This window comes from Hyphococcus luteus, from assembly GCF_002943565.1.
GTDB classification, from domain to species: domain Bacteria; phylum Pseudomonadota; class Alphaproteobacteria; order Caulobacterales; family Parvularculaceae; genus Hyphococcus; species Hyphococcus luteus.
In genome coordinates this window covers 222,182-248,583 of sequence record NZ_PJCH01000001.1, presented here as the reverse complement: position 1 = coordinate 248,583, position 26,402 = coordinate 222,182, and the positions used below count along the sequence as shown (strand labels likewise).

General features: G+C 61.3%; 29 protein-coding genes. 25 read left to right on the top strand and 4 right to left on the bottom strand.

Annotation, left to right across the window (positions count from 1 at the left end; all coding sequences use genetic code 11):
* Positions 1 to 140: 140 nt before the first annotated feature.
* Positions 141 to 650: a MarR family winged helix-turn-helix transcriptional regulator gene (locus CW354_RS01080; protein WP_104828199.1), complete on the bottom strand. Its 510-nt coding sequence runs from the start codon at positions 648 to 650 to the stop codon at positions 141 to 143.
* Between the two features lie 428 nt (positions 651 to 1,078).
* Here CW354_RS01080 and CW354_RS01075 point away from each other — a divergent pair, with 428 nt between their 5' ends.
* From CW354_RS01075 to metH, 3 genes are read left to right on the top strand one after another with little or no spacing between them, the layout of a single operon-like run.
* A complete protein-coding gene (locus tag CW354_RS01075) occupies positions 1,079 to 1,942 on the top strand; it encodes a methylenetetrahydrofolate reductase (RefSeq protein ID WP_104828198.1) in 864 nt (287 codons plus the stop codon).
* A complete protein-coding gene (locus CW354_RS23615; RefSeq protein WP_207764601.1) occupies positions 1,939 to 3,006 on the top strand; it encodes a homocysteine S-methyltransferase family protein in 1,068 nt (355 codons plus the stop codon). Before CW354_RS01075 ends, CW354_RS23615 begins: the two co-directional genes overlap by 4 nt.
* Positions 3,007 to 3,012: 6 nt before the next feature.
* Complete coding sequence (gene metH, locus CW354_RS01070; RefSeq protein ID WP_207764600.1) at positions 3,013 to 5,655, top strand: methionine synthase; 2,643 nt, start codon at positions 3,013 to 3,015, stop codon at positions 5,653 to 5,655.
* A gap of 88 nt (positions 5,656 to 5,743) precedes the next feature.
* On the opposite strand, the gene hutC is transcribed toward metH, so the two are convergent.
* Both hutC and CW354_RS01060 read right to left on the bottom strand, forming a co-directional pair.
* Positions 5,744 to 6,436, bottom strand: a complete 693-nt coding sequence (gene hutC, locus CW354_RS01065; RefSeq protein WP_104828197.1) for a histidine utilization transcriptional repressor HutC — start codon at positions 6,434 to 6,436, stop codon at positions 5,744 to 5,746.
* The gene (locus CW354_RS01060; protein WP_104828196.1) at positions 6,433 to 7,806 is read right to left on the bottom strand and encodes a formimidoylglutamate deiminase; all 1,374 of its coding nucleotides are present in this window, start codon (positions 7,804 to 7,806) and stop codon (positions 6,433 to 6,435) included. The genes hutC and CW354_RS01060 overlap by 4 nt, the downstream gene beginning before the upstream one ends.
* 79 nt (positions 7,807 to 7,885) lie before the next feature.
* On the opposite strand from CW354_RS01060, the gene hutH reads away from it, so the two are divergent.
* The 19 genes from hutH (at position 7,886) to CW354_RS00970 (ending at position 22,344) form a co-directional block, all read left to right on the top strand.
* Positions 7,886 to 9,424, top strand: coding sequence for a histidine ammonia-lyase (gene hutH, locus CW354_RS01055; RefSeq protein ID WP_104828195.1), 1,539 nt, complete (start codon positions 7,886 to 7,888; stop codon positions 9,422 to 9,424).
* Positions 9,421 to 10,230 (top strand): N-formylglutamate deformylase, encoded by an 810-nt coding sequence (hutG, locus tag CW354_RS01050; RefSeq protein ID WP_104828194.1) that lies wholly within the window; start codon positions 9,421 to 9,423, stop codon positions 10,228 to 10,230. The genes hutH and hutG overlap by 4 nt, the downstream gene beginning before the upstream one ends.
* Positions 10,223 to 11,890: a urocanate hydratase gene (gene hutU, locus CW354_RS01045; protein WP_104828469.1), complete on the top strand. Its 1,668-nt coding sequence runs from the start codon at positions 10,223 to 10,225 to the stop codon at positions 11,888 to 11,890. Before hutG ends, hutU begins: the two co-directional genes overlap by 8 nt.
* Before the next feature lie 87 nt (positions 11,891 to 11,977).
* Positions 11,978 to 12,538, top strand: a complete 561-nt coding sequence (locus tag CW354_RS01040; protein WP_104828193.1) for a c-type cytochrome — start codon at positions 11,978 to 11,980, stop codon at positions 12,536 to 12,538.
* Between the two features lie 343 nt (positions 12,539 to 12,881).
* Positions 12,882 to 13,277 (top strand): NADH-quinone oxidoreductase subunit A, encoded by a 396-nt coding sequence (gene ndhC / locus CW354_RS01035; RefSeq protein ID WP_104828192.1) that lies wholly within the window; start codon positions 12,882 to 12,884, stop codon positions 13,275 to 13,277.
* A complete protein-coding gene (locus CW354_RS01030; protein ID WP_104828191.1) occupies positions 13,268 to 13,894 on the top strand; it encodes a NuoB/complex I 20 kDa subunit family protein in 627 nt (208 codons plus the stop codon). Before ndhC ends, CW354_RS01030 begins: the two co-directional genes overlap by 10 nt.
* Positions 13,891 to 14,142 carry a hypothetical protein gene (locus tag CW354_RS01025; protein ID WP_104828190.1) on the top strand — a complete coding sequence of 84 codons (252 nt, stop codon included), beginning with the start codon at positions 13,891 to 13,893 and terminating at the stop codon, positions 14,140 to 14,142. The genes CW354_RS01030 and CW354_RS01025 overlap by 4 nt, the downstream gene beginning before the upstream one ends.
* Positions 14,139 to 14,363 carry a hypothetical protein gene (locus tag CW354_RS01020; protein ID WP_104828189.1) on the top strand — a complete coding sequence of 75 codons (225 nt, stop codon included), beginning with the start codon at positions 14,139 to 14,141 and terminating at the stop codon, positions 14,361 to 14,363. Before CW354_RS01025 ends, CW354_RS01020 begins: the two co-directional genes overlap by 4 nt.
* Positions 14,360 to 14,968 (top strand): NADH-quinone oxidoreductase subunit C, encoded by a 609-nt coding sequence (locus CW354_RS01015; protein ID WP_104828188.1) that lies wholly within the window; start codon positions 14,360 to 14,362, stop codon positions 14,966 to 14,968. Before CW354_RS01020 ends, CW354_RS01015 begins: the two co-directional genes overlap by 4 nt.
* A 3-nt stretch (positions 14,969 to 14,971) precedes the next feature.
* The gene (locus tag CW354_RS01010) at positions 14,972 to 15,406 is read left to right on the top strand and encodes a GFA family protein (protein ID WP_104828187.1); all 435 of its coding nucleotides are present in this window, start codon (positions 14,972 to 14,974) and stop codon (positions 15,404 to 15,406) included.
* Positions 15,407 to 15,408: 2 nt separating this feature from the next.
* Positions 15,409 to 16,632 (top strand): NADH-quinone oxidoreductase subunit D, encoded by a 1,224-nt coding sequence (locus tag CW354_RS01005; protein ID WP_104828186.1) that lies wholly within the window; start codon positions 15,409 to 15,411, stop codon positions 16,630 to 16,632.
* A 266-nt stretch (positions 16,633 to 16,898) separates the two neighbouring features.
* Positions 16,899 to 17,075 (top strand): hypothetical protein, encoded by a 177-nt coding sequence (locus CW354_RS23260; RefSeq protein ID WP_165793460.1) that lies wholly within the window; start codon positions 16,899 to 16,901, stop codon positions 17,073 to 17,075.
* 55 nt (positions 17,076 to 17,130) lie between these two features.
* Entirely contained in the window at positions 17,131 to 17,586 is a 456-nt protein-coding gene (locus CW354_RS01000; protein WP_104828185.1) for a hypothetical protein, read from the top strand.
* Between the two features lie 32 nt (positions 17,587 to 17,618).
* On the top strand, positions 17,619 to 17,885 hold the full coding sequence (locus CW354_RS00995; RefSeq protein WP_104828184.1) for a hypothetical protein: 267 nt from the start codon (positions 17,619 to 17,621) through the stop codon (positions 17,883 to 17,885).
* Between the two features lie 743 nt (positions 17,886 to 18,628).
* On the top strand, positions 18,629 to 19,312 hold the full coding sequence (gene nuoE / locus CW354_RS00990) for an NADH-quinone oxidoreductase subunit NuoE (protein WP_104828183.1): 684 nt from the start codon (positions 18,629 to 18,631) through the stop codon (positions 19,310 to 19,312).
* A gap of 115 nt (positions 19,313 to 19,427) precedes the next feature.
* Positions 19,428 to 19,940, top strand: coding sequence for a nuclear transport factor 2 family protein (locus CW354_RS00985; protein WP_104828182.1), 513 nt, complete (start codon positions 19,428 to 19,430; stop codon positions 19,938 to 19,940).
* Positions 19,941 to 19,959: 19 nt separating this feature from the next.
* Complete coding sequence (nuoF, locus tag CW354_RS00980; protein ID WP_104828181.1) at positions 19,960 to 21,261, top strand: NADH-quinone oxidoreductase subunit NuoF; 1,302 nt, start codon at positions 19,960 to 19,962, stop codon at positions 21,259 to 21,261.
* A complete protein-coding gene (locus CW354_RS00975; RefSeq protein ID WP_104828180.1) occupies positions 21,258 to 21,788 on the top strand; it encodes a GNAT family N-acetyltransferase in 531 nt (176 codons plus the stop codon). The genes nuoF and CW354_RS00975 overlap by 4 nt, the downstream gene beginning before the upstream one ends.
* Positions 21,789 to 21,930: 142 nt before the next feature.
* A complete protein-coding gene (locus CW354_RS00970; RefSeq protein WP_104828179.1) occupies positions 21,931 to 22,344 on the top strand; it encodes an HU family DNA-binding protein in 414 nt (137 codons plus the stop codon).
* 124 nt (positions 22,345 to 22,468) lie between these two features.
* Here the strand turns inward: CW354_RS00970 and CW354_RS00965 are convergent, their stop codons facing one another.
* Positions 22,469 to 23,095, bottom strand: a complete 627-nt coding sequence (locus CW354_RS00965) for a helix-turn-helix domain-containing protein (protein WP_165793459.1) — start codon at positions 23,093 to 23,095, stop codon at positions 22,469 to 22,471.
* Positions 23,096 to 23,232: 137 nt separating this feature from the next.
* On the opposite strand from CW354_RS00965, the gene CW354_RS00960 reads away from it, so the two are divergent.
* The 3 genes from CW354_RS00960 to CW354_RS00950 all read left to right on the top strand — a co-directional run bounded on the left by CW354_RS00960 (position 23,233) and on the right by CW354_RS00950 (position 26,330).
* Complete coding sequence (locus tag CW354_RS00960) at positions 23,233 to 23,448, top strand: hypothetical protein (RefSeq protein WP_104828177.1); 216 nt, start codon at positions 23,233 to 23,235, stop codon at positions 23,446 to 23,448.
* Between the two features lie 248 nt (positions 23,449 to 23,696).
* Positions 23,697 to 25,802, top strand: a complete 2,106-nt coding sequence (gene nuoG, locus CW354_RS00955; RefSeq protein ID WP_104828176.1) for an NADH-quinone oxidoreductase subunit NuoG — start codon at positions 23,697 to 23,699, stop codon at positions 25,800 to 25,802.
* Positions 25,803 to 26,330, top strand: a complete 528-nt coding sequence (locus CW354_RS00950) for a hypothetical protein (RefSeq protein WP_104828175.1) — start codon at positions 25,803 to 25,805, stop codon at positions 26,328 to 26,330. It abuts the gene before it with no gap.
* Positions 26,331 to 26,402: the final 72 nt, after the last annotated feature.

The following is a 26,402-nucleotide window of genomic DNA, read 5'->3' as shown; positions in this document are numbered from 1 at the left end:
TCTGAAGGAGCGCGGTTTTTTCATGCGATATAACAAAAATTCCCGTATCATGCTACATAGATTTCCCGCCGCGAAGGCGGCGAGAACAGCGCATCAGGGAAAAAGCCGCCTCTTGCGGAGCCGTTTGGGGCTGCGGGGCGCTAGAGTTGCCGCACCGTCAGGAGCAATCGTTCGAGAAGATTTTCGGCCGTGGCGAGCTCCTCTTTCGTAAATTGCTGGAGCGCGTTTTGCCGTAAGGGATCGAGAACCTTTTTCACCTGCATGAGCGCTTTGCGGCCCTTGGGCGTGATTGTGACAAGGCGGGAGCGTTTGTCGTCAGGGTTCATTTTCCGCTTGATCAGGCCTTCGGTTTCGAGATCGTTCAAGCTGCGGATCAGCGTCGGCCATTGAACGCCCATGCGTTCGGAGAGATCGAGCGTCGCGACCGGCTCATCTGCGAAAGCGATGGCGAACAAGGTCTGCCAGCGCGCGCGGGTATGGCCGGTTTCCTGCTGAACGGCTTCGTCGATGTAAGCAGTCCAGCGCCGGCTCGCCAGAATGAGCATCCTGCTGAAACGGAACTCGAAATCCGCGCGCGACGATTTCTTGTAGTATTGACGATACTCCGTCGCCCAGGCGTCGAAGTCTTTCTGGCTGTGATCTTCGCTCATGGTGCGGGTCCCCGTGTCGCGAGTGATTGGCGTTTCCAATAGAGCCCATACTGACAATCGATCGGGCCGCGCAATGCGGAGCCGCCGTCTTTTGGAAGCGCCGCTGTTCTAACGGGCGCATTGACGCCGCCGGGGCTGGAAATGGAGCCGCTTGAAGCGGCGCGCGGCGCCTGGTCCGCCGGCCTGGCGCCCGGTCCGGCGTCTGATTCTGATGCGCGCGCCGCTGCGGCCATGCTGCAATGCACAATCCGCCATGACGGCTTGATTAAATAAACCCTTTAAAATCAGCATCTTAAATATTTTCTGGGATAAAAAACAAAAACCCCTTCCAATACATATAAGGAAATGTTTATATCCCGATATCCATAACTGGTATCGCCAATAATAGGCAAAAATCCAATCCGTTAGAGGAGCCTGGGAGAATCTCCATGTCTCAGCCTGCATTTTCATTCGAGATGTTTCCGCCGAAGAGCGCCGACGGCGCGGAGAAGGTGCTGGACGCCGCCAGAACCCTGGCGGAGCTCGGCCCGCAGTTTATTTCCGTGACCTATGGGGCCGGCGGGTCTTCCAAAGACCGGACGCTGGGCGTCGTGCGCGCTTTGTCCGAGGAAGACGCGGCGCCCGCTGCGGGACACATCACCTGCGCCGGCGCATCGCGCGCAGAGGTGGATGGCGTGCTGCGCGACTATTGGGCGGCCGGCGTCCGGCGCATCGTCGCCCTGCGCGGCGACCCGGAGGGCGGCATGGGCGCGCAATACAGTCCGCATGAGGAGGGATATCCTTACGCCTCGGACCTTATCGCCGGCGCTAAGAAGATCGCCGATTTCGATATCTCCGTCGGCTGTTATCCGGAAACCCATCCGGATGCCCGCGGCCTGCAGGACGAACTTGAGACCCTGAAACACAAGCTTGACGCCGGCGCCGACCGCGCCATCACGCAGTTCTTTTTCGAACCGGAGATTTTCCTGCGCTATCGCGACGCTGCGGCGGATTTCGGCATCGACAAGCCGATCGTGCCCGGCATCATGTTGCAGTCGAACTATCAGGGCCTGACGAAAATAGCCCGTCTGTGCGGCGCTTTCGTGCCGTTTAAAGTGATGCGCGCTTATGAGACCTGCGGCGAGGAGCGCTCGGCGCGCGACCGCGCGACGGTGGAGATCGCCGCATCGATCTGCGAGCGGCTGAAGCGCGAAGGCGTCGAGGCTTTTCACTTTTACACCATGAACCGCTCGGCGCTCGCCTCTGCGCTCTGCCAGGGGCTTGGGCTGTGCAAAGACAGGAGGGCTGCATGAGCGAACGCCAGACCCGCATCGCGGCGCTGAAACAGGCGGCCAAGCAACGCATTCTCGTTCTCGACGGCGGCTGGGGCGCCATGATCCAGCGCAAGGGCCTTGAGGAAGCCGATTACCGCGGCGACCGCTTCGCCGATCATAAAGGCGAGATGAAAGGCAATAACGACATTTTGTGCCTGACGCGCCCGGACGTGATCAGCGAACTGCACGACACGTTTTATGAGGCCGGCGCCGACATTTCCGAGACCAACACCTTCTCGTCCACGGTCATCGCCCAGGACGATTACAATCTCGGCGAAGACGAAGTCATCGCCATCAACCGCAAGGGCGCGCGTCTGGCGCGCGCCTCCGCCGATGCGCAGACCGCGAAGAACCCGGACAAGCCGCGTTTCGTCGCCGGCTCCATCGGGCCGTTGAACAAGATGCTGTCCATGTCCCCGGACGTGAACGATCCCGGCGCGCGCGCGGTGACCTTCGATGAAGTCTATGACGCCTATCGCACGCAGGTGCGCGCGCTCAATGAAGGCGGCGTCGATCTCTATCTCATCGAGACGATCACCGACACGTTGAACTGCAAGGCGGCGATCAAGGCGATCCAGGACCTCGAAGCCGAAGGCATGGAAAAACTGCCGATCTGGATTTCCGGCACCATCACCGACAAGTCGGGCCGCACCCTGTCGGGCCAGACGGTCGAGGCCTTCTGGAATTCCGTGCGTCACGCCAAGCCGTTTGCGGTGGGCCTCAACTGCGCGCTCGGCGCCGATCTCATGCGCCCGCATATCGCGACGCTGGCGCGCATCGCCGACACCAATGTCGCCGCATTCCCGAACGCCGGCTTGCCTAATGCGTTCGGCGAATATGAAGAAACGCCGGAAACGACCGCCGCCATGCTTAAAGAGTGGGCCGAAAGCGGCCTCGTCAACATTCTCGGCGGCTGCTGCGGCACCACGCCGGAGCATATCGCGGCGATCGCCGAGGCGGCGGCTACCGGCGCCCCCCGTGAATTTTCCAAACGCCCGGACGCCATGCGCCTTTCCGGGCTCGAACCTTTTGAAATCGCGTAAATCCTTATGACCGAACAGACAGCCACATTCGTCAATATCGGCGAGCGAACCAACATTACCGGTTCGGCCCGATTCCGGAAAATGATCACCGAAGACCGCTATGATGATGCGGTGGAGGTCGCGCGCCAGCAGGTTGAGAACGGCGCCCAGGTCATCGATGTCAATATGGACGAGGGGATGATCGACGGCGTCGAGGCCATGACCAGGTTCCTCAATCTCATCGCCGCCGAGCCCGACATCGCCCGCGTGCCGGTGATGATCGACTCCTCGAAATGGGACGTGATCGAGGCGGGCCTGAAATGCGTGCAAGGCAAGGCCATCGTCAATTCGATCTCCCTCAAGGAAGGCGAAGAGCCGTTCCTGAAACAGGCGCGGGAGATCATGTCCTACGGCGCCGCGACGGTCGTCATGGCCTTCGACGAAAACGGCCAGGCCGAGACGGCGGACGAAAAAGTGCGCATCTGCAAGCGCGCCTACGAACTCCTGACGGAAAAAGTCGGCTTCCCGCCCGAAGACATCATTTTCGATCTGAACATCTTCGCGGTCGCGACCGGCATCGAAGAGCACAATGATTACGCTCGCGCTTTCATCGATGCGACGCGGCGCGTGCGCGAAGAGATGCCGGGCGTTCACGTCTCCGGCGGTCTGTCGAACGTGTCGTTCTCGTTCCGCGGCAATGAGCCGGTGCGCCGGGCGATGCACTCGGTCTTTCTTTATCACGCGATCAAGGCCGGGCTCGACATGGCCATCGTCAACGCCGGCCAGCTCGACATTTACGATGAGATCGAGCCGGAGCTGCGCGAGCTTGTGGAGGACGTGATCCTCAACCGCAGCGACGAGGCGACCGAGCGCCTCTTGGACATCGCCGAGCGCTATCGCGGCCAGAAAGGCGAGACCAAGGAAAAGGATCTCGCCTGGCGCGAAGAGCCGGTGAACGAGCGGTTGAAGCACGCGCTTGTGCGCGGCATCACCGATTACATCGAAGAAGACACCGAAGAAGCCCGGCTTGCCGCCGAACGTCCTTTGCATGTCATCGAAGGCCCGTTGATGGCCGGCATGAATGTGGTCGGCGACCTTTTCGGCGACGGCAAGATGTTTCTGCCGCAGGTGGTGAAGTCCGCCCGCGTCATGAAACAGGCGGTGGCCCATCTCCTTCCCTATATGGAGAAGGAAAAGGAAGAGATGGGGATGGTGGGCAAGTCCAACGGCAAAGTCGTGATGGCGACCGTGAAAGGCGACGTTCACGATATCGGCAAGAACATTGTCGGCGTCGTTCTTCAGTGCAACGGCTACGAAGTCGTCGATCTCGGCGTCATGGTCGCCTGCGAAGAGATACTCGACACCGCCGAAAAAGAAGACGCCGACATTGTCGGTCTTTCCGGCCTCATCACGCCCTCGCTCGACGAGATGGTGGTGGTCGCGACGGAAATGCGCCGGCGCGGCATGACCAAACCGCTCTTGATCGGCGGCGCCACGACCTCTCCGGCGCATACGGCGGTGAAGATCGAGCCGGGCTATGAGGCCGCGCCCGTCATTCACGTCGCCGACGCCAGCCGCGCGGTGGGCGTCGTATCGAAACTATTGTCCGATGACGCGCGCCCGCAACTCTGGGAAGAAACCAAAGACAAATACGCCAAGATGCGCGCCTCGCGCGAAGGCGGCGGGCCGAAAGCGCGGCTGACGCTGGATGACGCGCGCAAGGCGCGCTTCATGCCGGACTGGAAAGCCGGGGAGGCGACGAAGCCTTCTTTCACCGGCGCCAAGACCATCGACGACGTCTCGCTCGAGGACATCCATCCTTACATCGACTGGACGCCCTTCTTCATGAGCTGGGACATGCCGGGGCGTTATCCGCAGATCCTCGAAGACGACAAGCGCGGCGAGGCGGCGAGGACCCTCTGGGCCGACGCCCAGAAAATGCTCGACCAGATGATGACGGAGAAATGGCTGACGCCGAAGGCTTGCGTCGGTTTCTGGCCGGCCAACGCCGTCGGCGACGACATTGCGCTGTGGACGGACGAAGAGCGCAATGTGGAGCGCGCGAAACTCTTCACCCTGCGCCAGCAGATCAAAAAGAAAGACGGCGCCAATGTCGCGCTGTCGGACTTCCTGCGCTCGAAAGAGGAAGGCCCGGACTGGGTCGGCGGTTTCTGCGTCACCGCCGGGCATGGCGAGCTCGAACATTCCGATGCGTTCAAGAAAGCCAATGACGATTATTCCGCGATTATGGTGAAGGCGCTCGCCGACCGGTTCGCCGAAGGCTTTGCGGAATATCTCCACGCCCGCGTGCGCCGGGAATTCTGGGGCTATGCGCCGGAGGAAAATCTTTCCGAAGAAGAGCTCATCGCGGAGAAATACGCCGGCATCCGCCCGGCGCCGGGCTATCCGGCCCAGCCCGACCATACGGAAAAGGCGACGCTGTTCGATCTTCTCGAAGCGCCGGAGCGCGCCGGCGTGGAGCTTACCTCAAGCTACGCCATGACGCCGCCGGCGAGCGTTTCCGGTCTCTATCTTGCGCACCCGGAATCTTATTACTTTGCGCTCGGCAAGATCGAGAAAGATCAGGTCGAGGATTACGCGAACCGCAAGGGCTGGGACATGCGCACGGCGGAACGCTGGCTCGCCCCGGTGCTCAACTACACGCCTTAGAATAATTCGCACTTTTTCTTCTCCGCTCATTCCGGCGAAGGCCGGAATGAACGGGAAGTATTATGTGCGGAAGTCTTGATGCGGCATGCTAAAGCTGCGTGACCATCTTATAACCCGGACGGTAGAAGAGCTTCATCGTGGTGATGAAGCTCTCTTCGCGCCAGGTGGTGCGCTCGATGGTGAAAAGCGCGTCGCCTTCGCGCGCTTCAAGGGCGGCGGCCTCGCGCGGAGCGGCGGCGCTTGCTGAGAAAGCCACGTCGCCGCTTGAATAAGGCGCATGGCGCACCAGCCATTCATTGGCGCTGATTTCGTCAAGCGGCGCCTCGAGCATGCCCGGCGCCGCCTCGATGTTTACCCAGCGGTCTTCAAAAGCATGCGGCCGGCCGTCTGCGAGATGCAGCGTCTGCAGATGCAGCGCTTGCGTTCCGTCTTCGAGGCGCAACCGCGCGGCGATATGGTCCGGCGCCGTCATTGTTTCGTTGAGCAGGATATGCGGATGATAACGCGCGCCGTTCGCTTCGATTTCATGACGCACGATGGGGATTTCGAATTTCGCGCGGCGCACGGGCAGTTCGATCACCCGCGTGCCGGCCCGGCGCTTGCGCTCGATCAGCCCTTCATCGGCGAGGGATTGAAGCGCGCGGTTCACCGTGGTGCGTGCGCAGCGATAGTCTTCCGCAAGCGCCGTTTCCCCCGGCATCAAGCCGCCCGGCGCCCATTCGCCGGCGGCGAGGCGCTCGCGGATCGCTTCGCGGATCGACTGGTGGGAATGTTCGCTCATAAATCCGACCTGAGGCGCGCGAGAACCGTATTGAAGCGTCCGGCGATGCGGTCGCGACGAATGTGGCGACCGTCTTTGACCAGATGACGGCCTGCCGACCAGACATCGGTTACCGGCGATTCGGCGCTCGCGAAAATCCAGGCGTCGAGCATGCGGTCGCCGGAAAGGCCGGCAAGCGCGGGATTGCCGGCGTCGAGCGCGACGAAATCGGCGAGGGCGCCGTGTTCGATGCGGCCCCCGTCGCGCCCCAAAGCCTGTGCGCCGCCCAGCGCCGCTCCTTCCAGCAAAAACCGTCCGCAGGATTTTTCCAGGGTCGAGAGGACGGCGCGCTGGCGGTGCTTCAGGCGCTGGGAATGTTCCAGCATGCGCAATTCTTCCGCAAGCGTGATGCGGATATTGGAATCCGAACCAATCCCGATGCGCCCGCCCGCCGATAAGAACGACGCCGCTTCGAATATCCCGTCGCCAAGATTGGCTTCGGTGATCGGGCAAAGTCCCGCGACGGCGCCCGATGCGGCGGCGGCTTTGACCTCCGCTTCGTTCATGTGCGTGGCGTGGATCAAGCACCAGCGCGCATCCACATTCATGTTGGCGTAAAGCCATTCCACCGGCCGCGCGCCGAGATGCGTAATGGCTTCTTCGACTTCGCCCGTTTGTTCGGCGATGTGTATGTGAACGGGAGAAGAGGGGTCGAGCGCGGCGGCGAAGGCGAGTCCGTCTTTGTCGACGGCGCGCAAAGAATGCGGCGCGACGCCGAGCCGTGCATCGCCGGGCAGGGCTTTCATCGCCTCGCGCGCGTCGGCGAACAGGTTTTCGAATTGCTCGCGCGTGCAGCCGAAACGCCGCTGGCCGCCTTCAAGCGCGCGCCCGTCCATGCCGCCGCGCATGTAAAGAACGGGCAGATGCGTATAGCCGATGCCGGTCTCCGCCGCCGCCGCGAAGAGCCGTTCTGAAAGTTCGGCGAGGTTCGCGTAAGGCGCGCCGTCCGGCTGGTGGTGGAGATAGTGAAATTCGCCGACCGCCGCGAAACCGGCTTCGAGCATTTCCATTTGCACGCCGGCGGCGATCGCTTCGATGTCGTCCGGGGTCAGGCGTTCGACGAAATGATACATGAGCGCGCGCCAGCTCCAGAAATCGTCGGTCGGGTTCGCGCGGTATTCGGTCAGCCCCGCCATGGCGCGCTGAAAAGCGTGGGAGTGCACATTGCCCGGCGCGGGCAGGAGCGCGCCCACCGTCATGTCGGCGGCGGCGCCCTTGTCTTTCTTATGGAGCCCCGTGATTCGGCCGTCGGGGCCGATCTCCACGATCACGTCCCGGCGCCAGCCTTCGGGCGTCAGAATTTCCTTGGCGGCGATTCGCTGTCCGGCCACGGCTTGCGTCTCCAATTAATATGTGCATACATATTAACATATAAACTGCACATAACAAGCGCGACCAATCGAGGGCCTTATGACCGCAGTGCTGACGCCGGGCGCCGAAAGCCTTGCCGCGCTGGAAATGCTTTATCGCGAAGGCGAGGCCTTCACGCTCGACCGGGCGGCGCGGCCGGGGGTCGATCGGGCGGCCGATGCGATTTCGAAAGCGGCGGCGGGCGACGCGCCGATCTATGGCGTGAACACCGGTTTCGGAAAACTCGCCTCCGTGCGGGTCGGCCATGACGAGCTGGCGCAGCTTCAGCGCAATCTCATTCTCTCGCACAGCGCCGGAACCGGCGCGCCTTTGTCGCCGGACGTGACGCGTCTCGTCATGGCGCTGAAACTCCTGTCGCTCGGGCGCGGCGCCTCGGGCGTGCGCTGGACGGTGATCGAACAGATCGAAAAATTCATCGCCGCCGACATCCTGCCGGTCATTCCCGCGCAAGGCTCCGTCGGCGCCTCAGGCGATCTGGCGCCGCTTGCGCATATGACGGCGGCGCTGATCGGCGAGGGCGAGGTTTTTCACGCGGGCGCGCGCAAGCCCGCGGGCGAGGCCATGGCGGCGGCGGGGATCGACCCGCTTGTGCTTTCCGCCAAGGAAGGCCTCGCGATGATCAACGGCACGCAGGTGTCGACGGCGCTGGCGCTCGCAGCATTGTTCGATGCGTGGCGGCTGGCGCTGTCCGCAATGACGACGAGCGCGCTTGCCATCGATGCGGCCATGGGCACGGCGGCGCCGTTTCATTCCGACATTCATTCTTTGCGTGGCCATCGCGGCCAGATCGAAACCGCGCGGCGCCTGCGCGAACTGCTCGAGGGATCTCAGATCATCACGAGCCATGTCGATGGCGACGAGCGCGTGCAGGATCCCTATTGCCTCAGATGCCAGCCGCAGGTCGCGGGCGCCTGCATAGACCTTCTGCGCCAAGCCGCTGCAACGCTCGAAACCGAGGCCAACGCCGTCACCGACAACCCGCTCGTCCTCTCGGACGGCGAGATCGTTTCCGGCGGGAATTTCCATGCCGAGCCGGTCGCTTTCGCGGCCGACCAGATCGCCATTGCCTTGTCGGAATTGGGCTCGATTGCGCAAAGGCGCATCTCTTTGCTGGTCGATCCGGCGCTGAGCTACGGCCTGCCGGCGTTTTTGACGCCGAAACCGGGATTGAATTCCGGTCTGATGATCGCCGAAGTGACCTCCGCCGCGCTGATGAGCGAGAACAAGGCGCTTTCCAATCCGCGCTCGGTCGATTCAACGCCCACTTCCGCCAATCAGGAAGACCATGTCTCCATGGCCTGTCACGGCGCAAGGCGGCTTCTTGAGATGAACGACAATCTCGCCGGCATTCTCGCGGTCGAAGCCATGGCGGGCGCGCAAGGGGTCGAGTTTCGCGCGCCGTTGAAAACCAGCAAGCGCCTGCAGGGCGCGATTGTGCTGATCCGGGATGCAAGCCCGCCGGTGAAAGAAGACCGCATTCTTTCCGGCGACATCGATGCGCTGAAGTTGCTCGTTTCCGGTTCATCGCTTCTGTCTTTTGACGGCGTGACGCCGATTGCGCTGGAGGCGCGCGCATGACGCCGGTCGAGATCGTCAAGGGCGAGGGGCCGGTCATTCTCGCCCAGCCGCACAGCGGAACATTCATGCCGCCGGAGATTGTATCGCGCTTGAATGAACGGGGGAAAGCGCTCGCCGATACGGACTGGCATGTGGACCGGCTCTATGACGGGCTTTTGCCGGATGCGACCGTGGTGCGCGCGAATTTTCATCGCTATGCGATCGACGCCAATCGCGACCCCTCCGGCGCCAGTCTTTATCCCGGCCAGAACACGACGGGGCTCGTCCCGCTCGTGGATTTCGAGGGCGCGCCAATCTGGACGGAAGAGCCGGACGAAGACGAAATCGACCGCCGCCGTATCGAATTTCACGCCGCCTATCATCTGGCGCTCGCCGCGGAGATCGACCGCGTGCGCGAGGCCCATGGCGTTGCGGTTCTTTATGATTGCCATTCCATCCGCTCGCAATTGTCGTTTCTGTTCGAGGGAACGCTGCCCGACCTCAATATCGGAACCAACAACGGCGCGACTTGCGCGAACGTTCTCGAAGAGGCCGTCGCTGACATCTGTGCGGCGTCGGGTTTTTCCCATGTCGTGAACGGGCGCTTTCGCGGCGGCTGGACGACGCGCCATTACGGCAAGCCGGAAACGCGCGTGCATGCGATCCAGATGGAAATCGCGCAAAGCGCGTACCTCGAAAGCGAGACCGCGCCTTTCGCTTATGATGAAGCGAAAGCGGAAAAGCTGCGCGCTGTTTTGAAAGAGATTTTACAACGCATCAACGCGCTTGCGCGCGACGGAAAATTGAACGGAGCCGATGATGAATGATCGCTTTTCGAACAAGCGCGAGGTGAAAGCCCCGACGGGGCCGGAGCTCAACTGCCTTTCCTGGGCGACCGAGGCGCCGTTCCGCATGATCCAGAACAATCTCGACCGCGACGTCGCGGAAAATCCGGACGAGCTTGTCGTCTATGGCGGCATCGGCCGCGCCGCGCGGTCATGGAACGATTTCGACAAGATTACGCAAACGCTGAAAACCCTGCGCGAAGACCAGACCCTGCTCGTGCAGTCCGGCAAGCCGGTGGGCGTGTTCGAAACCCATAAGGACGCGCCGCGGGTTCTCATCGCCAATTCGAACATCGTGCCGCACTGGGCGAATTGGGATCATTTCTCCGAACTCGATAAAAAGGGCCTGATGATGTACGGCCAGATGACGGCGGGCTCGTGGATTTATATCGGCACCCAAGGCATCGTTCAGGGTACGTATGAAACTTTCGTCGAGGCGGGGCGGCGCCATTACGACGGCGAGCTGAAAGGCAAATGGATCCTGACCGGGGGGCTGGGCGGCATGGGCGGGGCGCAGCCGCTCGCCGCGGTGATGGCCGGCGCCTCATGTCTCGCGGTCGAATGCGACGAAGACCACATCGATTTCCGCCTGCGCACGCGTTATCTCGACGAAAAAGCGAAAACCCTCGACGAAGCGCTGGAGATGATCGAACGCTGGACGAAGGCGGGCGAGGCGAAATCCGTCGGCCTTCTCGGAAACGCCGGCGAGATTTTTCCGGAAATCGTCAAGCGAGGCGTGCGTCCCGACATCGTCACAGACCAGACTTCGGCGCACGATCCGGTGAACGGGTATCTTCCCATCGGCTGGAGCCTCGGCGACTGGCGCGCAAAGCGCGAAAGCGACCAGAAAGCCGTGGAAAAGGCCGCCCGCGCCTCCATGAAAATCCAGGTCGCCGCGATGCTCGATTTCTGGAACGCAGGGATCCCGACCCTCGATTACGGCAACAATATCCGCCAGGTCGCGCTCGAAGAAGGCCTTGAACACGCTTTCGACTTTCCGGGCTTCGTCCCGGCTTACATCCGCCCGCAATTCTGCCGCGGCGTCGGGCCGTTCCGCTGGGCGGCGCTTTCCGGTGACCCGCAAGACATCTACCGCACCGATGAAAAGGTGAAGGAGCTGCTGCCCGACAACAAGCATCTTCATAACTGGCTCGACATGGCGAAGGAGCGGATTTCGTTCCAGGGGCTGCCGGCGCGCATCTGCTGGGTCGGGCTCGGCGACCGTCATCGCTTGGGGCTCGCCTTCAACGAAATGGTGGCGAAAGGCGACTTGAAAGCGCCGGTCGCGATCGGGCGCGATCATCTCGACTCAGGCTCGGTCGCAAGCCCGAACCGCGAGACCGAGGCCATGAAAGACGGCTCCGACGCCGTCTCCGACTGGCCGCTGTTGAATGCGCTCCTCAACACCGCATCCGGCGCCACCTGGGTCTCGCTCCATCATGGCGGCGGCGTCGGCATGGGCTTTTCCCAGCATGCGGGCATGGTGATCGTCGCCGACGGCACCGAAGACGCCGCGCGGCGCTTGAAACGCGTTCTCTGGAACGACCCGGCGACGGGCGTCATGCGCCATGCCGACGCGGGCTATGAGGACGCCATCGACTGCGCCAGGGAAAAGGGGCTCGACCTGCCGGGCATTCTTTAAAGATTTCCGGGGTTTCATATTCGCCACATTGCGGGGCGGCGGAATCGGCGCGACAATCCCGCCATGAGGAAACGGGGTGGTAATAATATGACGCATTTGACGAAAACACTGGCGGCGCTGGCGGGCGCATCCCTGATCGCCGCCTGCAGCGCGGAAAATTCGGGCGCGGCGTCCGAGAGCGCGCCGGAAACCGCGGTCAGCCTGAAAACCGCCGGCGCCCGCGAGGTCGATCCGGTGATCGGCAAGACTCTGTTTGTGGAAAAAGGCTGCGTCATCTGCCATTCCGTGAACGGGGTCGGCGGCAAGGCGGCGCCGGCGCTCGACGCGCAGATCGGCGCGCCGCCGATCGACCCGCTGGAATTCGCCGCGCGCATGTGGCGCGGGGCCCCGGCCATGATCGAGCTGCAGTCGATCGAGCTCGGCTATACGATCTATCTCACCGCCGACGACATCGCCAATCTCTCCGCCTTCGCGGCCGACCGCGCGGTGCAGGAAAGCCTGACGCCCGACGACCTGCCGGAGACAATCCGCTCCGGTCTTCTCGATGAGCGCTTCTGGGAGATGGAGGACTGGGACGACTATCTGCGCGAAGGTCAGGAAGGCGAATTTCCCGAACAGCTCGAAGATGCGCCCACCGATCCTGAATAAGCGGCGCCAAGTTACTGTAATTAAAGAGAAACTCCTGATTCCCAGGGCGGCTATCCTGCCTGCGAGCCAAGCCCGGTCCGAAAACCGGCTGGGTTAGGGGCGGGCGCCGCCGCACTCGCCAATCGGGGCCCGCCATGCGGTCTATCGTCATGCCCGGGGATGATGCATTCGCCATCGCGGGCGCCTCGGCCATGATTTCAGGCTTTTCCCGGGCCGTTTCGCGCCGTTTGCTCAAGGCCCTAAGCCCCCGGAAAATCCAATATGCGGCGCGAAAACGCGTTGCGTCTTCGGGCCTTACTGCCTAGTTTCCGGCCCGAATCTCAAGACCTCAAAGGAGCCCCCGGTGGCGACCGCTGATTTTCTGCTCGACTGGCTTCCCATCCTTGTTTTCTTCGGGATCGCGCTGGCGCTGGCGCTGGGCTTTCTCATCGCCCCGGCGCTGATCGCCCCGAACGAGCCCGACCCCGAAAAGGTCTCGACCTATGAATGCGGCTTCAACGCCTTTGACGACGCGCGGATGAAGTTCGACGTCCAGTTCTATATTGTCGCGATCCTCTTCATCATCGTCGATCTCGACGTGGCGTTCCTGTTCCCTTGGGCGGTGACCCTGTTCAATCCGGAGCTCGGGGCGGACCGCGGCTTCCAGATTTTCGCCTTCTGGTCGATGTTTGTCTTCATCGCCGTCTTCGCCGTCGGCTTCCTATACGAATGGAAGAAAGGAGCGCTCGAATGGCGCTAGAGGAAACCAAGCTTCCTTACGGGACCGCCGCCCCGTCCGCGAATGCGGACAAATCATTATCCGGGCAGCTTCCCTATGGGACGGCTGCCCGAGCCGGCGCGCCGGGCTACAACCCGTCGGCGAAGGACCCGTTCTTTAAAGACCTCTCCGACCAGCTCGCCGACCGCGGCTTCATCACCGCGCCGGCGGACGCGCTCATCAACTGGGCGCGCACCGGCTCGCTGATGTGGATGACCTTCGGGCTCGCCTGCTGCGCCGTCGAAATGATGCAGGCCTCGATGCCGCGCTATGACGTGGAGCGTTTCGGCTTTGCGCCGCGCGCATCCCCGCGCCAGTCGGACGTGATGATCGTCGCCGGCACGCTGACCAACAAGATGGCGCCGGCGCTCAGGAAGGTCTACGACCAGATGCCGAACCCGCGCTATGTCATCTCCATGGGCTCCTGCGCCAATGGCGGCGGCTATTATCATTACTCTTATGCGGTGGTGCGCGGCTGCGACCGCGTCGTGCCGGTGGACATTTACGTGCCGGGCTGCCCGCCGACGGCGGAGGCCCTCGTCTACGGCATCCTGCAATTGCAGAAGAAGATCCGCCGCGAAGGGAGCATCGTGCGGTGACGCGTCCTTATTTCGATGTGGTTGGCGTTAGCTTGCTGTCATTGGCGACATTGTGCCTGTTCACCATTGTCGGCGCGGCTTTCGCTGGACGTTTCGCGCCCGAGGCGGACTGGCTGACCGACCTTGGAACGGGCGTTGGATGGGTGGCCGCTGTTTTGGTTTTTCTTACTCTTCGCAAGAAGCATGAAGCACGGTTGAAGCAGTTTGAGGAACATAGAAAATCCAGCGAGAAGGCGATCCTGGGATGATCGGCTGGGGGATCGTGCTTCTGGGAGGAATGATCCTTGTTGTTGGGTCGTATTTCTTCCCGGATGTGTGGACGGTGAAGATTGCAGGCTGGAGCTTGTTCTGTATTGGCATTTCGATAGCTGCTCGAAAAATGCACCGTGGATTAAAAGATAAGAGGCGCCAGGCTGACCAATACTGGAAACACCATCCGGGCCGAGAGCAAACAAGTTATGACTCATGAGTGAAGAACTGAAAGAACTGGGCGAGCATATCGCCGCGACGATTGACGCCGACATCCGCTCCTGGCGGGTGGAGTATGGCGAGCTGACCATCGAGGTGCGCGCCGACCGCATCGTGCCGGTGATGCAGTTCCTGCGCGACGATCCGCTGGCGAAGTTTCTGGTGCTGATCGACCTCACCGCCGTCGATTACCCGCAGCGCAAGCAGCGCTTCGACGTCGTCTATCATTTGCTTTCCATGCACAACAACACGCGCATCCGCGTAAAGGCGCAGGTGGGCGAGGAAGAGACGATCCCGAGCATTATCGACGTCTTCCCCTGCGCCGACTGGTTCGAGCGCGAAGCCTTCGACATGTACGGCGTCGTCTTTACCGGCCATCCGGATTTGCGCCGCATCCTCACCGACTACAATTTCGAGGGCTATCCGCTGCGCAAGGACTTCCCGCTCACCGGGCATGTGGAAGTGCGCTATGACGACGAGCAAAAGCGCGTCGTCTACGAACCGGTGCAGCTTGTCCAGGAATTCCGCAATTTCGATTACCTCAGCCCTTGGGAAGGCGCGCAATATGTGCTGCCCGGGGATGAGAAAGCGGAAGCCAAGGAGTAGTCCATGACGGCGAGAACGGGACGCTGCCTTTGCGGCGCGGTGAAATTCAAGGCGACGCCGAAAATTGAAAGCGACGGCGTGCATGTGGACGCGTGTCATTGCGGCATGTGCCGGCGGCAGGTCGGCGGTCCGATGATGGCGGTCAATCTCGAAGGCGCGCCGGAGATTGAAGACGACAGCCATGTCGGCGTTCATCACTCTTCCGATTGGGCGGAGCGCGTCTTTTGCAAGACCTGCGGCTCCAATCTTTTTTACCGGTTACGGGACGGTTCCTTGCACACCGTCAACGCCGGGGCGCTGGACGATCTGTCCGACGCCAAATTCGCGGTGGAAATCTTCATCGACGAAAAGCCGGATTATTACGATTTCGCCCAGCCGACACGGAAACTGACCGGCGAAGAGGTCTTTAAAATGTTCGCTGAGGCGCAAGGAAAGTAGTTATGGCCGACGGACAACACGTAGCCCCCGAAGATTCCACTTCCGATTCCTCGTCGGAGCGCAATTTCACGATCAATTTCGGGCCCCAGCACCCGGCGGCGCACGGCGTGTTGCGCCTGGTGCTCGAGCTTGACGGCGAGGTCGTCGAGCGGGTCGATCCGCATATCGGGCTTCTCCATCGCGGCACCGAAAAGCTGATCGAATACAAGACGTACCTTCAGGCGATCCCCTATTTCGACCGCCTCGATTACGTCGCGCCGATGAATCAGGAGCACGCCTTCTGCCTCGCGGCGGAAAAGCTCCTCGGGCTCGAAGTCCCCAAACGCGCGCAGCATATCCGCGTCCTCTTCTGCGAGATCGGGCGCATCCTCTCGCATATCCTCAACGTCACGACGCAGGCCATGGATGTGGGCGCCCTGACGCCGCCGCTTTGGGGTTTTGAAGAGCGCGAAAAACTCATGGTGTTCTATGAGCGCGCATCGGGCAGCCGCATGCACGCGGCCTATTTCCGCGTCGGCGGGGTGCATCAGGACTTGCCCGAAGCGCTGATCGACGACATCGATGCGTGGTGCGATCAGTTTCCGCAAAAGATGCGCGACATCGAAACTCTCATCACCGACAACCGCATCTTCAAACAGCGCAATGTGGATATCGGCGTCGTGACGCAGGAAGAGGCGTTCCAATGGGGCTTTTCCGGCGTCATGGTGCGCGGCTCCGGCGTTCAGTGGGATCTGCGCCGGGCGCAGCCTTACGAATCCTATGACGAATACGACTTCAAGATTCCCATCGGCAAGAACGGCGACTGCTACGACCGCTATCTCTGCCGCATGGAGGAGATGTATCAGTCCGTCCACATCATGAAGCAGGCGATTGCGAAACTGCGCGAAACGCCGGGCCCGGTGATGGCGACCGACGGCAAGGTGACGCCGCCGCGCCGCGACAAGATGAAAGGGAACATGGAATCCCTCATTCATCACTTTAAGCTTTACACCGAGGGCTTCCACGTCCCGGCGGGCGAGGTCTACGCCGCCGTCGAAGCGCCGAAAGGCGAGTTCGGCGTCTATCTCGTCTCCGACGGCTCCAACAAACCCTATCGCTGCAAGATCCGCGCGCCGGGCTATCCGCACTTGCAAGCCATGGACTGGATCAATCGCGGGCACCTCTTGGCGGACGTTTCGGCGATCCTTGGCAGCCTCGACATCGTGTTCGGCGAAATTGATCGGTGAGGATTTTTGGGTGCAAATCCATCTTAACGGTTGTGGCCGTGTTCGCCGCCGTGAGTTGCGCCTCATCTCCTCAGTCAGTTACCGAGGCTCAGACTTCGCGTCTGGTTGAACTATCCGGCGTCTATACGTGTGATCGAAGATTTCCGCCGAAAGAGCAAACGCCTGAGGCTCTGAATGGAACAGAGCCAATTTTGCTGTATCGGTGTCCGCCACGGGGATACCCGCGGCAATGTATGGGAAATTCGCGAGATAAAGAGATTGTACACTTGCGTTATGATGTAGGTGCGGATGGCGTGCCGGAAAATATCCGCGTTATTCAGGCAAGAAATGATTGTTTCGACAAAGAGGCGGCTATCGCTGTAGCCATGTGGCGGTATGAAGTCTCCGACCGTGTTTGGACGGATCTTGAAACAACGATGACCTTTGATCAGTCTTATAGATGACAGGATATGAAAAAGGCATCCGTGATCTAAAGCGCCCGCCGAGAGTCTTCAGGCCGTGAACAGCGCCGCCCCTTATCCGTCTGATCTCAACCTCTACATCGAAGCCTTCGTGGCGCTGTTCATCACGGGCGTCTTTGTCGTCTCGGCGATGCTGACCTTGCGCGACCGTCATCGCGACAGGTCCGCCTGGCACGTTTATCTCGGCGCGGCGATCTATGGCGCGCTCTTCGGCGCCATTATCGGCTTCATTATCGTGCCCTTGCGCATGGCGCTGATGAATGGCGACATGCCGACCGGCATGGCGGGTTATTCGGGCCTCGGCGCGCTCGTCCTCATCATCGCGCTGCGCCGCGGCCTCATTGCGCGCCTGCCGTTTCTCGGGCCCCAGGTGAAGGCCTATCGCCGCGCGTCGCTCCGCCGCCAGATCGAGGCGGCGCAAAAGCAGCTCGACAAGCTGACGCCGAACACCGGATCTGACGCCGGACCTGATACTGGCCCCGGCCCGTCTTGAAATTTTAAGGCCGAGCGCCGACAAGACCCGTCATGAAAGTCCCTTCCGTCACCTGCGGCACGCATGGGCGCCAGCCCAAGACCTATGTCTGCCAGCACATCGTCCAGTCCCTGAAAGACGGGGAGCCGAAAGGCTTCTGGTGGTCGCGGGGGCCCGACGGGATCTGGGACGCGGTCTGCAATGAGTGCAACGCCCTTTCCCAGGAGGACTTCGATGCGCTGGGCCCCGACAATATCGGCGTCCTCTGCCTCGGCTGTTTCGAGGACGCCGCGGCGTTGAACGAGGTCGAGCTGGACTAACTTTTCGCCCCCGTTTGCGGAGGAGGCGCCGCCCCCATCCCCGGCTTCGCCGGGACTTCCCCCGCAAACGGGGGAAGAGGGAAGATGCCGTACGTTCGATCTTCTCTTCCCCCGTTTACGGGGGAATTGGCCCGCAGGGCCGATGGGGGTTCACCCTCTCCATCACCCCGTAAACGGGGGAGGGGAAATGAGCCGAAATCCAAACCCCAATAACGCGACCGGCCCGCCCGGATTTCATCATTTCCGTTGAAAAAGGCCGGAAAACCGGCCTTTGGTGCGTAGTTATCCACGGGGACCCGGGGCGGGGTTATAGTGCTCATCACTGAAACGCATCCGCCGCCATTCCCTCCCCTTGAAAAGGGGAGGGTTAGGGAGGGGATCAAAAACGAGAAGGTCAGGCTGGAAATTGGAGGTTTGGCGGAGCGGTTGGATCCCCATCCGGAATTTGCCGATGCAAATTCCGGCCTCCCCCTTTCCAGGGGGAGGTGAAAGGCAGCGGTCCTCCGTGAAACATTTTTACGTAAAAGGCGCCAAATCGGGCTGAAAGCCAGGAAAGACGCCAGAAAGAAAAGAAGAGAAAGGAAGATGACGCAAATTGTTTCACGGCGGGGCTGCGAGGCCCGCAAACGCCCGAATGCGCCCGGAATCCGCGCCATGCGGCCTTTGGAGCCCTTTCGTTTTGCGAACAATCAGTTATGTGTCCCCTCCAGAATTTGACGATCGCGCCTTAAGGAGACCAGCCCATGGCGAGCCGCCGCCCTGCGAAAGACCAGCCCGCGTCCTTTGACTGGACGCCTGAGAACAAGGCCTGGTGCGAGGAGCAGATCAAGAAATATCCGCAAGGCCGCCAGGCCTCCTGCGTGATCCCGTTCCTGTGGCGCGGCCAGAAGCAGGAAGGCTGGGTCTCGATCCCGATGATGGAGCGAATAGCGCGCCAGCTCGATATGCCTTACATCCGCGTCTACGAGGTCGCGACCTTCTATACGATGTTCAATCTCGCCCCCGAAGGCGAGTTCTTCGTCCAGCTCTGCGGCACGACGCCGTGCATGCTGCGCGGTTCGAACGAGTTGCGCGAAGTCTGCAAAAAAGTGATCGGCGAGGAAGGCCATGTCACCGAAGACGGCAAGTTCTCATGGCTCGAGGTCGAATGCCTCGGCGCCTGCTGCAACGCGCCGATGATCCAGATTTCGACCAAGGACGGCGATCATTATTACGAAGACCTGACGCCGGAGATTCTCGAAGACCTGCTGGGCAAGCTCGCCCGCGGCGAAGAGGTGAAAATCGGCACCCAGCATCCGGGCCGCCATACGTCGGACCCCGAAGGCGACAACACGACGCTTACCGATCCGTCGCTTTATGACGGATCGCGCGCGCAGCCGCTGAAAGAAATCCCGAACTCCGCGCCTAAAGAGCCGGCGGGGCAGTAATGGTTTCTCAACTGCGATGAGAGTCGCCGGGCTTCGTGAATTGCCCGGTCATGGTGAAAAGGCCTAAAGTGCGGCCTCCATACTAAGAAGCGTTTGAAATTCTTGAGGTGACATAATGAAGACCATGAAAAAATCGGCGCGCAGCGCTGGCTTTGCGGCCTTCGCCGCCGCAATGGCGGTTATGTGCTTTGCCGCGCAGCCGGCCGTGGCGGAAACCGAAGCGGCGCAAACCGGCGCCGTCTCGCCGCAGGATTTCGCCGCCTGGCTCGATGGCTACAAGGAGGCGTGGGAGACGCGCGATGCGGCGAAAGCCGGCGCGCTCTTCACCGCCGATGCGACCTATCGGGAAAACCCGTTCGAGGACGCGATGGAAGGGCGGGCCGCCATCGAGGAATACTGGTCGGGCGTCACCGCCGATCAGCGCGACGTCACCTTCACCTACGACGTTTTGACCTGCGACGGCGATAATTGCCTGGCGCAATGGCATGCGGCCTTCACCAGCGCGTCCGGCGGCGCCGCGATTGAACTTGACGGCGTCTTCTTGTGCGCCTTCGCGGATGCGAAGACCGTCAGCTCCCTGAAGGAATGGTGGCACATTCAGGTTACGCCGCCGGATGAGTCCGAGTAAGCCCCTCAAGGATAAGACGATGCTCGAAGATAAAGACCGGATATTCACCAATCTCTACGGCCTCCATGACTGGCGGCTCGAAGAGGCGAAAAAGCGCGGCGCCTGGAACGGCACCAAGGACCTCATGGCCATGGGCCGCGACTGGGTGATCCAGCAGGTCAAGGATTCAGGGCTGCGCGGACGCGGCGGCGCGGGCTTCCCCACGGGCCTCAAATGGTCCTTCATGCCCAAGGAAGTGGGCGAGCGCCCGCATTATCTCGTGGTCAACGCCGACGAGTCCGAGCCCGGCACCTGTAAAGACCGGGAGATGATGCGCCACGACCCGCATCTTTTCATCGAGGGCTGCCTCATCGCGTCTTTCGCGATGCAGGCGCATGTCTGTTACATCTATATCCGCGGCGAATATGTCGACGAGCGCAACACGCTGCAGGCCGCCATCGACGAGGCTTATGCGGCGGGCCTCCTCGGTAAGAACGCGGCCGGGTCGGGCTGGGATTTCGACCTTTACGTCCATCACGGCGCCGGCGCTTATATCTGCGGCGAGGAAACCGCGCTGCTTGAAAGTCTTGAAGGCAAGAAAGGCCAGCCGCGCCTGAAGCCGCCTTTCCCGGCGGGGGCGGGCGTTTATGGTTGTCCGACCACCGTCAACAATGTGGAATCCATCGCGGTGGTGCCGACCATCCTGCGCCGCGGCGCCGACTGGTTCCGCAAATTCGGCCGCGAGAATAATCACGGCACGAAAGTTTACTGCATCTCAGGCCACGTCAATCGTCCGTGTAATGTGGAAGAGGCGATGTCGATCCCGCTGAAGCAACTGATCGACAAACATTGCGGCGGCGTCAAAGGCGGCTGGGAAAACCTGAAAGCCGTCATCCCGGGCGGCTCGTCCGTGCCCTGTCTGCCCAAAGACATCTGCGACGATATTCTGATGGATTTCGACGCGCTGCGCGACGCGCGCTCCGGTCTCGGCACCGCGGCGGTGATTGTCATGGATCAGTCTACGGACATTGTGCGCGCGATTTCCCGCATCAGCTATTTTTACAAGCATGAATCTTGCGGCCAGTGCACGCCCTGCCGCGAGGGCACGGGCTGGATGTGGCGCGTGCTTGAACGCATGGCGATTGGTGATGCGACCACGGAGGAAATCGACAAGCTCCTCGAAGTTTCAACGCAGATTGAAGGCCACACCATCTGCGCGCTCGGCGACGCCGCCGCCTGGCCGGTGCAGGGGCTCATCCGTCATTTCCGCGGCGAGATCGAAGAGCGCATCAACAGCTATCGCAATGATCGCCCGCATGTGGCCGTCGCCGCGGCGGAATGAGTTCGGGCGTCGCCATCAGGCGCGCTGATGTTCTTGAAGCGGCGGCGCTTTCAGAACTCGGCGCGGCCACCTTCATCGAGACGTTCGGCGCGCTTTATTGCCCCGAGGACCTGCAAAGCTTCCTGAAAAGCGCTCATGCGCCTTCCTATTACGAAGAGTTCATGGCCAAGCCGGAAACCGCGGCGTGGCTGGCGGAAGATGATGACGGGGTCATTCTCGGCTATGCGATGGCCGGTCCCTGCGACCTTCCCGTCGAAGCCATGCCGGACGGATCGGGCGAGCTGAAACGCCTCTATCTGTTGAAGGAGGCGCAAGGCCTCGGGCTCGGAAAAGCCTTGCTGGAAACGGCTTTAGCCTGGCTCGACGCGCATTTCACCCATGTCTATCTCGGCGTCTTTTCGGAGAATGAAAAGGCTCAGGACCTCTATCGCCGCTACGGTTTCGAGAAGGTCGGCGAGTACGACTTTATGGTCGGAAACCACGCCGATCATGAGTGGATCATGAAGAAAAACGCCTCGAAGGCCTGAAAAACTCGATTTTATGGGCCTAAATGGGCTTTTCAGAGTCTCCCTTGAAGACGAATCAAGGGCAATAATGAAATCACAGCAGGCGAAAACCCCCGTGTTTAGGCTGCTTTTCGCATTCACTGTCTGATAGAGGATACCTGACATGGCCGTTAAACGGAAAACTGCAAAAAAAGCCCCGGCGAAGAAAAAAGCGCCGGCCAAAAAAACCGCGGCGAAAAAAGCGCCGGCTAAGAAAGCCCCCGCCAAGAAAAAAGCCGCAACGAAAAAAGCGTTGCCTGACGTTCTCACCCTGAAGCATCTCGCAGCGGAGCTTTCCGAAGCGTATGAAATGCCGAAGAAACAGGCTGAAACGATGGTCAGCGATCTGGTCGACCGCATGGGCGGCTACCTGAAGAAAGGCAAGAAACTGCGCCTCGCCGGTCTCGGAATCTTTCAGGTTCGCCATCGTCCCGCCCGCATGGGCCGCAACCCGGCGACCGGCGAAGCGATCAAGATCAAAGCGTCGAAGAAAGTCGCTTTCCGTCCGTCGAAAGATCTTAAAGAACGCGTTCTTTAAGTTTCCGCCGACGTCGGAAAACCGGCGCCGAAAACAAAACGCCCGGCTTTTAAAGGCCGGGCGTTTTTCATTCCGGATCGTTCGTCACATGAGATGTGCGCCGCGCGTTGGGCCGGAGATGTTTTTAATTGCGTGCGTATACATGCGCGGCTTGCCAGCCGCGCGCCGGCACGCTCAGCGTCTCGCCGCGTCCATGTTGAACGCCGGCGATCTGCGTCGCGGTCTTTTCTTTGAGAAAGCACAGATAGACTTTCAACGCCGTAGGATCGTCCGCGTCCTCCATAAGGACGGCGTCTTCGCCGGCCGCCGCCGGGCGGGCCGGGTTCGTCCACACCACTTCGCCCGTATAAAAACGCGGCGCCATGGCGTCGTCCGGCGCGTAAAAGCCGAAGACGAGCTCCGCGCCCGCGAATTCGGGCGCCCGCGGCCGGCGTTCGATGATTGCGGTGCGGTCGATGATCCAAAGGCCGTTTTCGCCCGCAGCGGCTTTGTAGAGCGGGGCGGTTCCATCGTCGCGGCGCGCCGGAGGCTCGCTCTCAAAAGCAGCCTCGCTTTCCGCAAAACCCCCGCCGGGGCTGACGCCGAGATAATCCGCCGCGCGCTGGGCCTCTTCGAATTTCAGCCGTCGTTCGCCCCGGAGCATCCGGGAAACGCCGGATTTGTCGATATTGAGCGCTTCTGCGAGACCGGATTTTGTTTTGGTCCGGTCGCGCGCCAGCGCCTCGATAATCCAGTCAATTTCCCGTTGCATGGACCGCAACATGAAAGGCGGGAAGTTGAATTGCGATGGATAAAATCACAACAATTTGCTGTATTTATTGACAAAATCGCAAATTTGGTGATTCAGACTGAAGCCCGAGACGAAGAAGAGTCAACGGAAGGAAAACCATGCGGCGCTCCGGGGAGAATGAAGACCAGCAGTTCGCAGTCCTTGGCGACAAGATCGATGGGCTTGCAGACATGCTGGACAGGCTGGAGGCGCGGCTCGACAGCCTCCATGAAGAATGCCAGCGCACGGCGAGCGCCGGTCAGCGCATGATCCTGCGCCAGGAAGGGCTTGCGAAAAGCCTTGCGCGGCTCGAGGCCCTGCTGCACGAGCGCTAGAGCGCCGGGCGAAAAAGTGGAAACCGGTTTTTCGCGAAACCGGCGCGACCGTTAAAATCCGGATCACCGGGCGGCTTTGAGCCGCCGCCCGCTGATCCGGCGGGCGGATATCACGCAGGGCTTAGCCGGAGGCGGGACAATCCGGCGCTTGTCATTCAATAATTCCGCTTTATGCAGGGGCTGTTGCGGGCGGGAATCGCCGCCTCATGCAGCGCCGGAAACGGGGCCGAAGACGGGAAAGATAAGCCATGTCCGACACGCGGGTGATCAAGGTCAACAACCGGGAAATCGAAGTTCCCTCGAACCTCACGCTTTTGCAGGCCTGCGAAGCGGCGGGGGAAGAGATCCCGCGCTTTTGCTATCACGAGCGCCTCTCGGTCGCCGGCAATTGCCGCATGTGCCTGATCGAAGTGAAGGGCGGCCCTCCGAAGCCGGTCGCCTCCTGCGCCCAGAACGTCAAGGATCTGCGTCCCGGCCCGGAGGGCGCGCCGCCGGAGCTTTTCACCAATACGCCCATGGTGAAGAAGGCCCGCGAAGGGGTGATGGAGTTCCTGCTCATCAACCACCCGCTCGACTGCCCGATCTGCGACCAGGGCGGCGAGTGCGACCTTCAGGACCAGGCCATGGCTTATGGCCGTGATGGCTCGCGCTACGAGGAAAACAAGCGCGCTGTCGAAGAAAAACATATGGGCCCCCTGATCAAAACGATCATGACCCGCTGCATTCAATGCACGCGCTGCGTCCGCTTTGCGACGGAGATTGCCGGTGTCGACGATCTCGGCCTCGTCAATCGCGGCGAGAATGCGGAGATCACGACCTATCTCGAAAAGGCGGTGGAGTCCGAGCTGACGGGCAATCTCATCGATGTCTGCCCGGTGGGCGCGCTGACCTCGAAACCTTACGCCTTCAATGCGCGCCCTTGGGAGCTGCGCAAGACGGAATCCGTCGACGCCATGGACGCGGTCGGTTCGAATATCCGTGTTGACGCGCGCGGGCGTGAAGTGCTGCGCATCCTTCCCGTTCTCCATGAAGGGATCAACGAGGAGTGGATCGCCGACAAGTCCCGCTTCGTCTGGGATGGTTTGCGCCGCCAGCGTCTCGACAAGCCCTATGTGCGCAAGGACGGCAAACTCGTTCCGGCGAGTTGGGACGAGGCGCTATCGCTCGTCGCTGAAAAACTGAAAGCCGCGCCGAAGGAGAAAGTCGCTGCGCTTGCGGGCGATCTCGTTCCCGCTGAAGCGGTGAAGGCGCTGAAAGACCTCATGGGCGAGATCGGTTCGCCGAACATGGATTGTCGTCAGGACTTCGCAAAAGTCGGAGAGGGCGACCGCCGCAATTACCTCTTCAATACAGGCATTGCCAATCTCGAACAGGCCGACGCCATCCTTCTGATCGGAACCAATCCGCGCGCCGAAGCGCCCATGATCAATGCGCGCATCCGCAAGACATGGCTCAACAATCTCGACGTCAAGATCGGACTGATTGGCGAGCAAAAAGACCTTTCCTACGACTATGACTATCTCGGCGCCGGAACGGATACGCTGTCCTCGCTCGCAAAAGGCGAAGGCGCGTTTTACGAGGCGCTGAAAGCGGCGAAAAATCCTGTCGTCATTGTCGGCATGGGCGCGCTCGCCCGCGAAGACGGCGCGGCGATCCTGAACGCCGCGGCGCAACTCGCCGACAGCGTCGGCGCCGTTCGCGGCGACTGGAACGGCTTCAACGTTCTTCATAATGCGGCGGGCCGCGTCGGCGCGCTCGATCTCGGCTTCCTGCCGGGAGAGGGCGGGCGCGATTTCGCCGGCATTCTCGACGGCTGCGAGGCCCGCGAGATCGATTTCGTTTACAATCTCGGCGCCGACGAATTCGACGCGCGCCGTCTCGCCGGCGCTTTCGTCGTCTATCAGGGCAGCCATGGCGACAATGGCGCGCGCCATGCGGACGTCATCTTTCCGGCTGCGGCCTATACTGAGCAGAGCGGGATTTTCGTCAACACCGAGGGCCGGGCGCAGATGGCGAACCGCGCCTGCTTCCCGCCGGGCGACGCCCGCGAAGACTGGGCCATCATTCGCGCCCTGTCGGGCCGCATCGGCAAGGCGCTTCCTTATGACGACATGTTCGCGCTGCGCCAGGCGATGATTGCGGAGGTTCCATCGCTCGGCCGCATCGACCAGGTCGGCGGCGCGGAAGACCGCTTTGATGCGAGTGCAGCCGGCGCCGCCGGTTCTCTAAGCTCGGAGCCGTTCGTTTCTGCGACAGCGGATTATTATCTCACCAACCCGATCGCCCGTGCGTCGAAAACCATGGCGGAGTGTTCCGCGGTGATGAATGGCGCGGCGAAAGTCGCGGCGGAATAAGTGCAGCTCCCTGCGAAGGATCGCTCGCAGGAGACTCTGGATCAGGTCCGCGTCAACATCGCGTTCGAAAACATGGTTGTTGCCGTCATCGCCGGCGCCGGCGCTGGCGGCGTCATGACATTTCTCGTCAGGCTGGCGGGCGGCGTTCTGCAGGATTTTTCTTTTTCTGTGCTGTTGTCGGCCTTTCTGGAAACCCTGATGACGGCGTTCCTGATTTTTCTGACCGGCTTTATTTCCTGCGTCGCGCTGGGCGCGCCTCTGTTCCGGCTGCTCGAGAAGCGCAAACAGCGTTCGCTCTGGCCCTATCTCGCGGCCGCGCTCGCTATTGCGGTCGTTGTCATGCTTGCGGCCTCGCGCGGCCTTCCGGGGCCGGAGGATCTTCATCTCGAAACGGCGACGGCGATTTTCGCACCGGCGGTCATCATCGCACTGATCTTTTCGCGCCAGATGCGTCCGCATTGGCGCGCGGCGGAACGCGCCGAGGAAGAGCCGGAGGCTGCCGGTTCAAATATCATCCGCCTGAACTAGAAGAGGCGTGCATGGTCTTTCGACCAGCAGGGCGGTCAATGCGATGAACCGAGCTTCCTCCCATCCTGACGA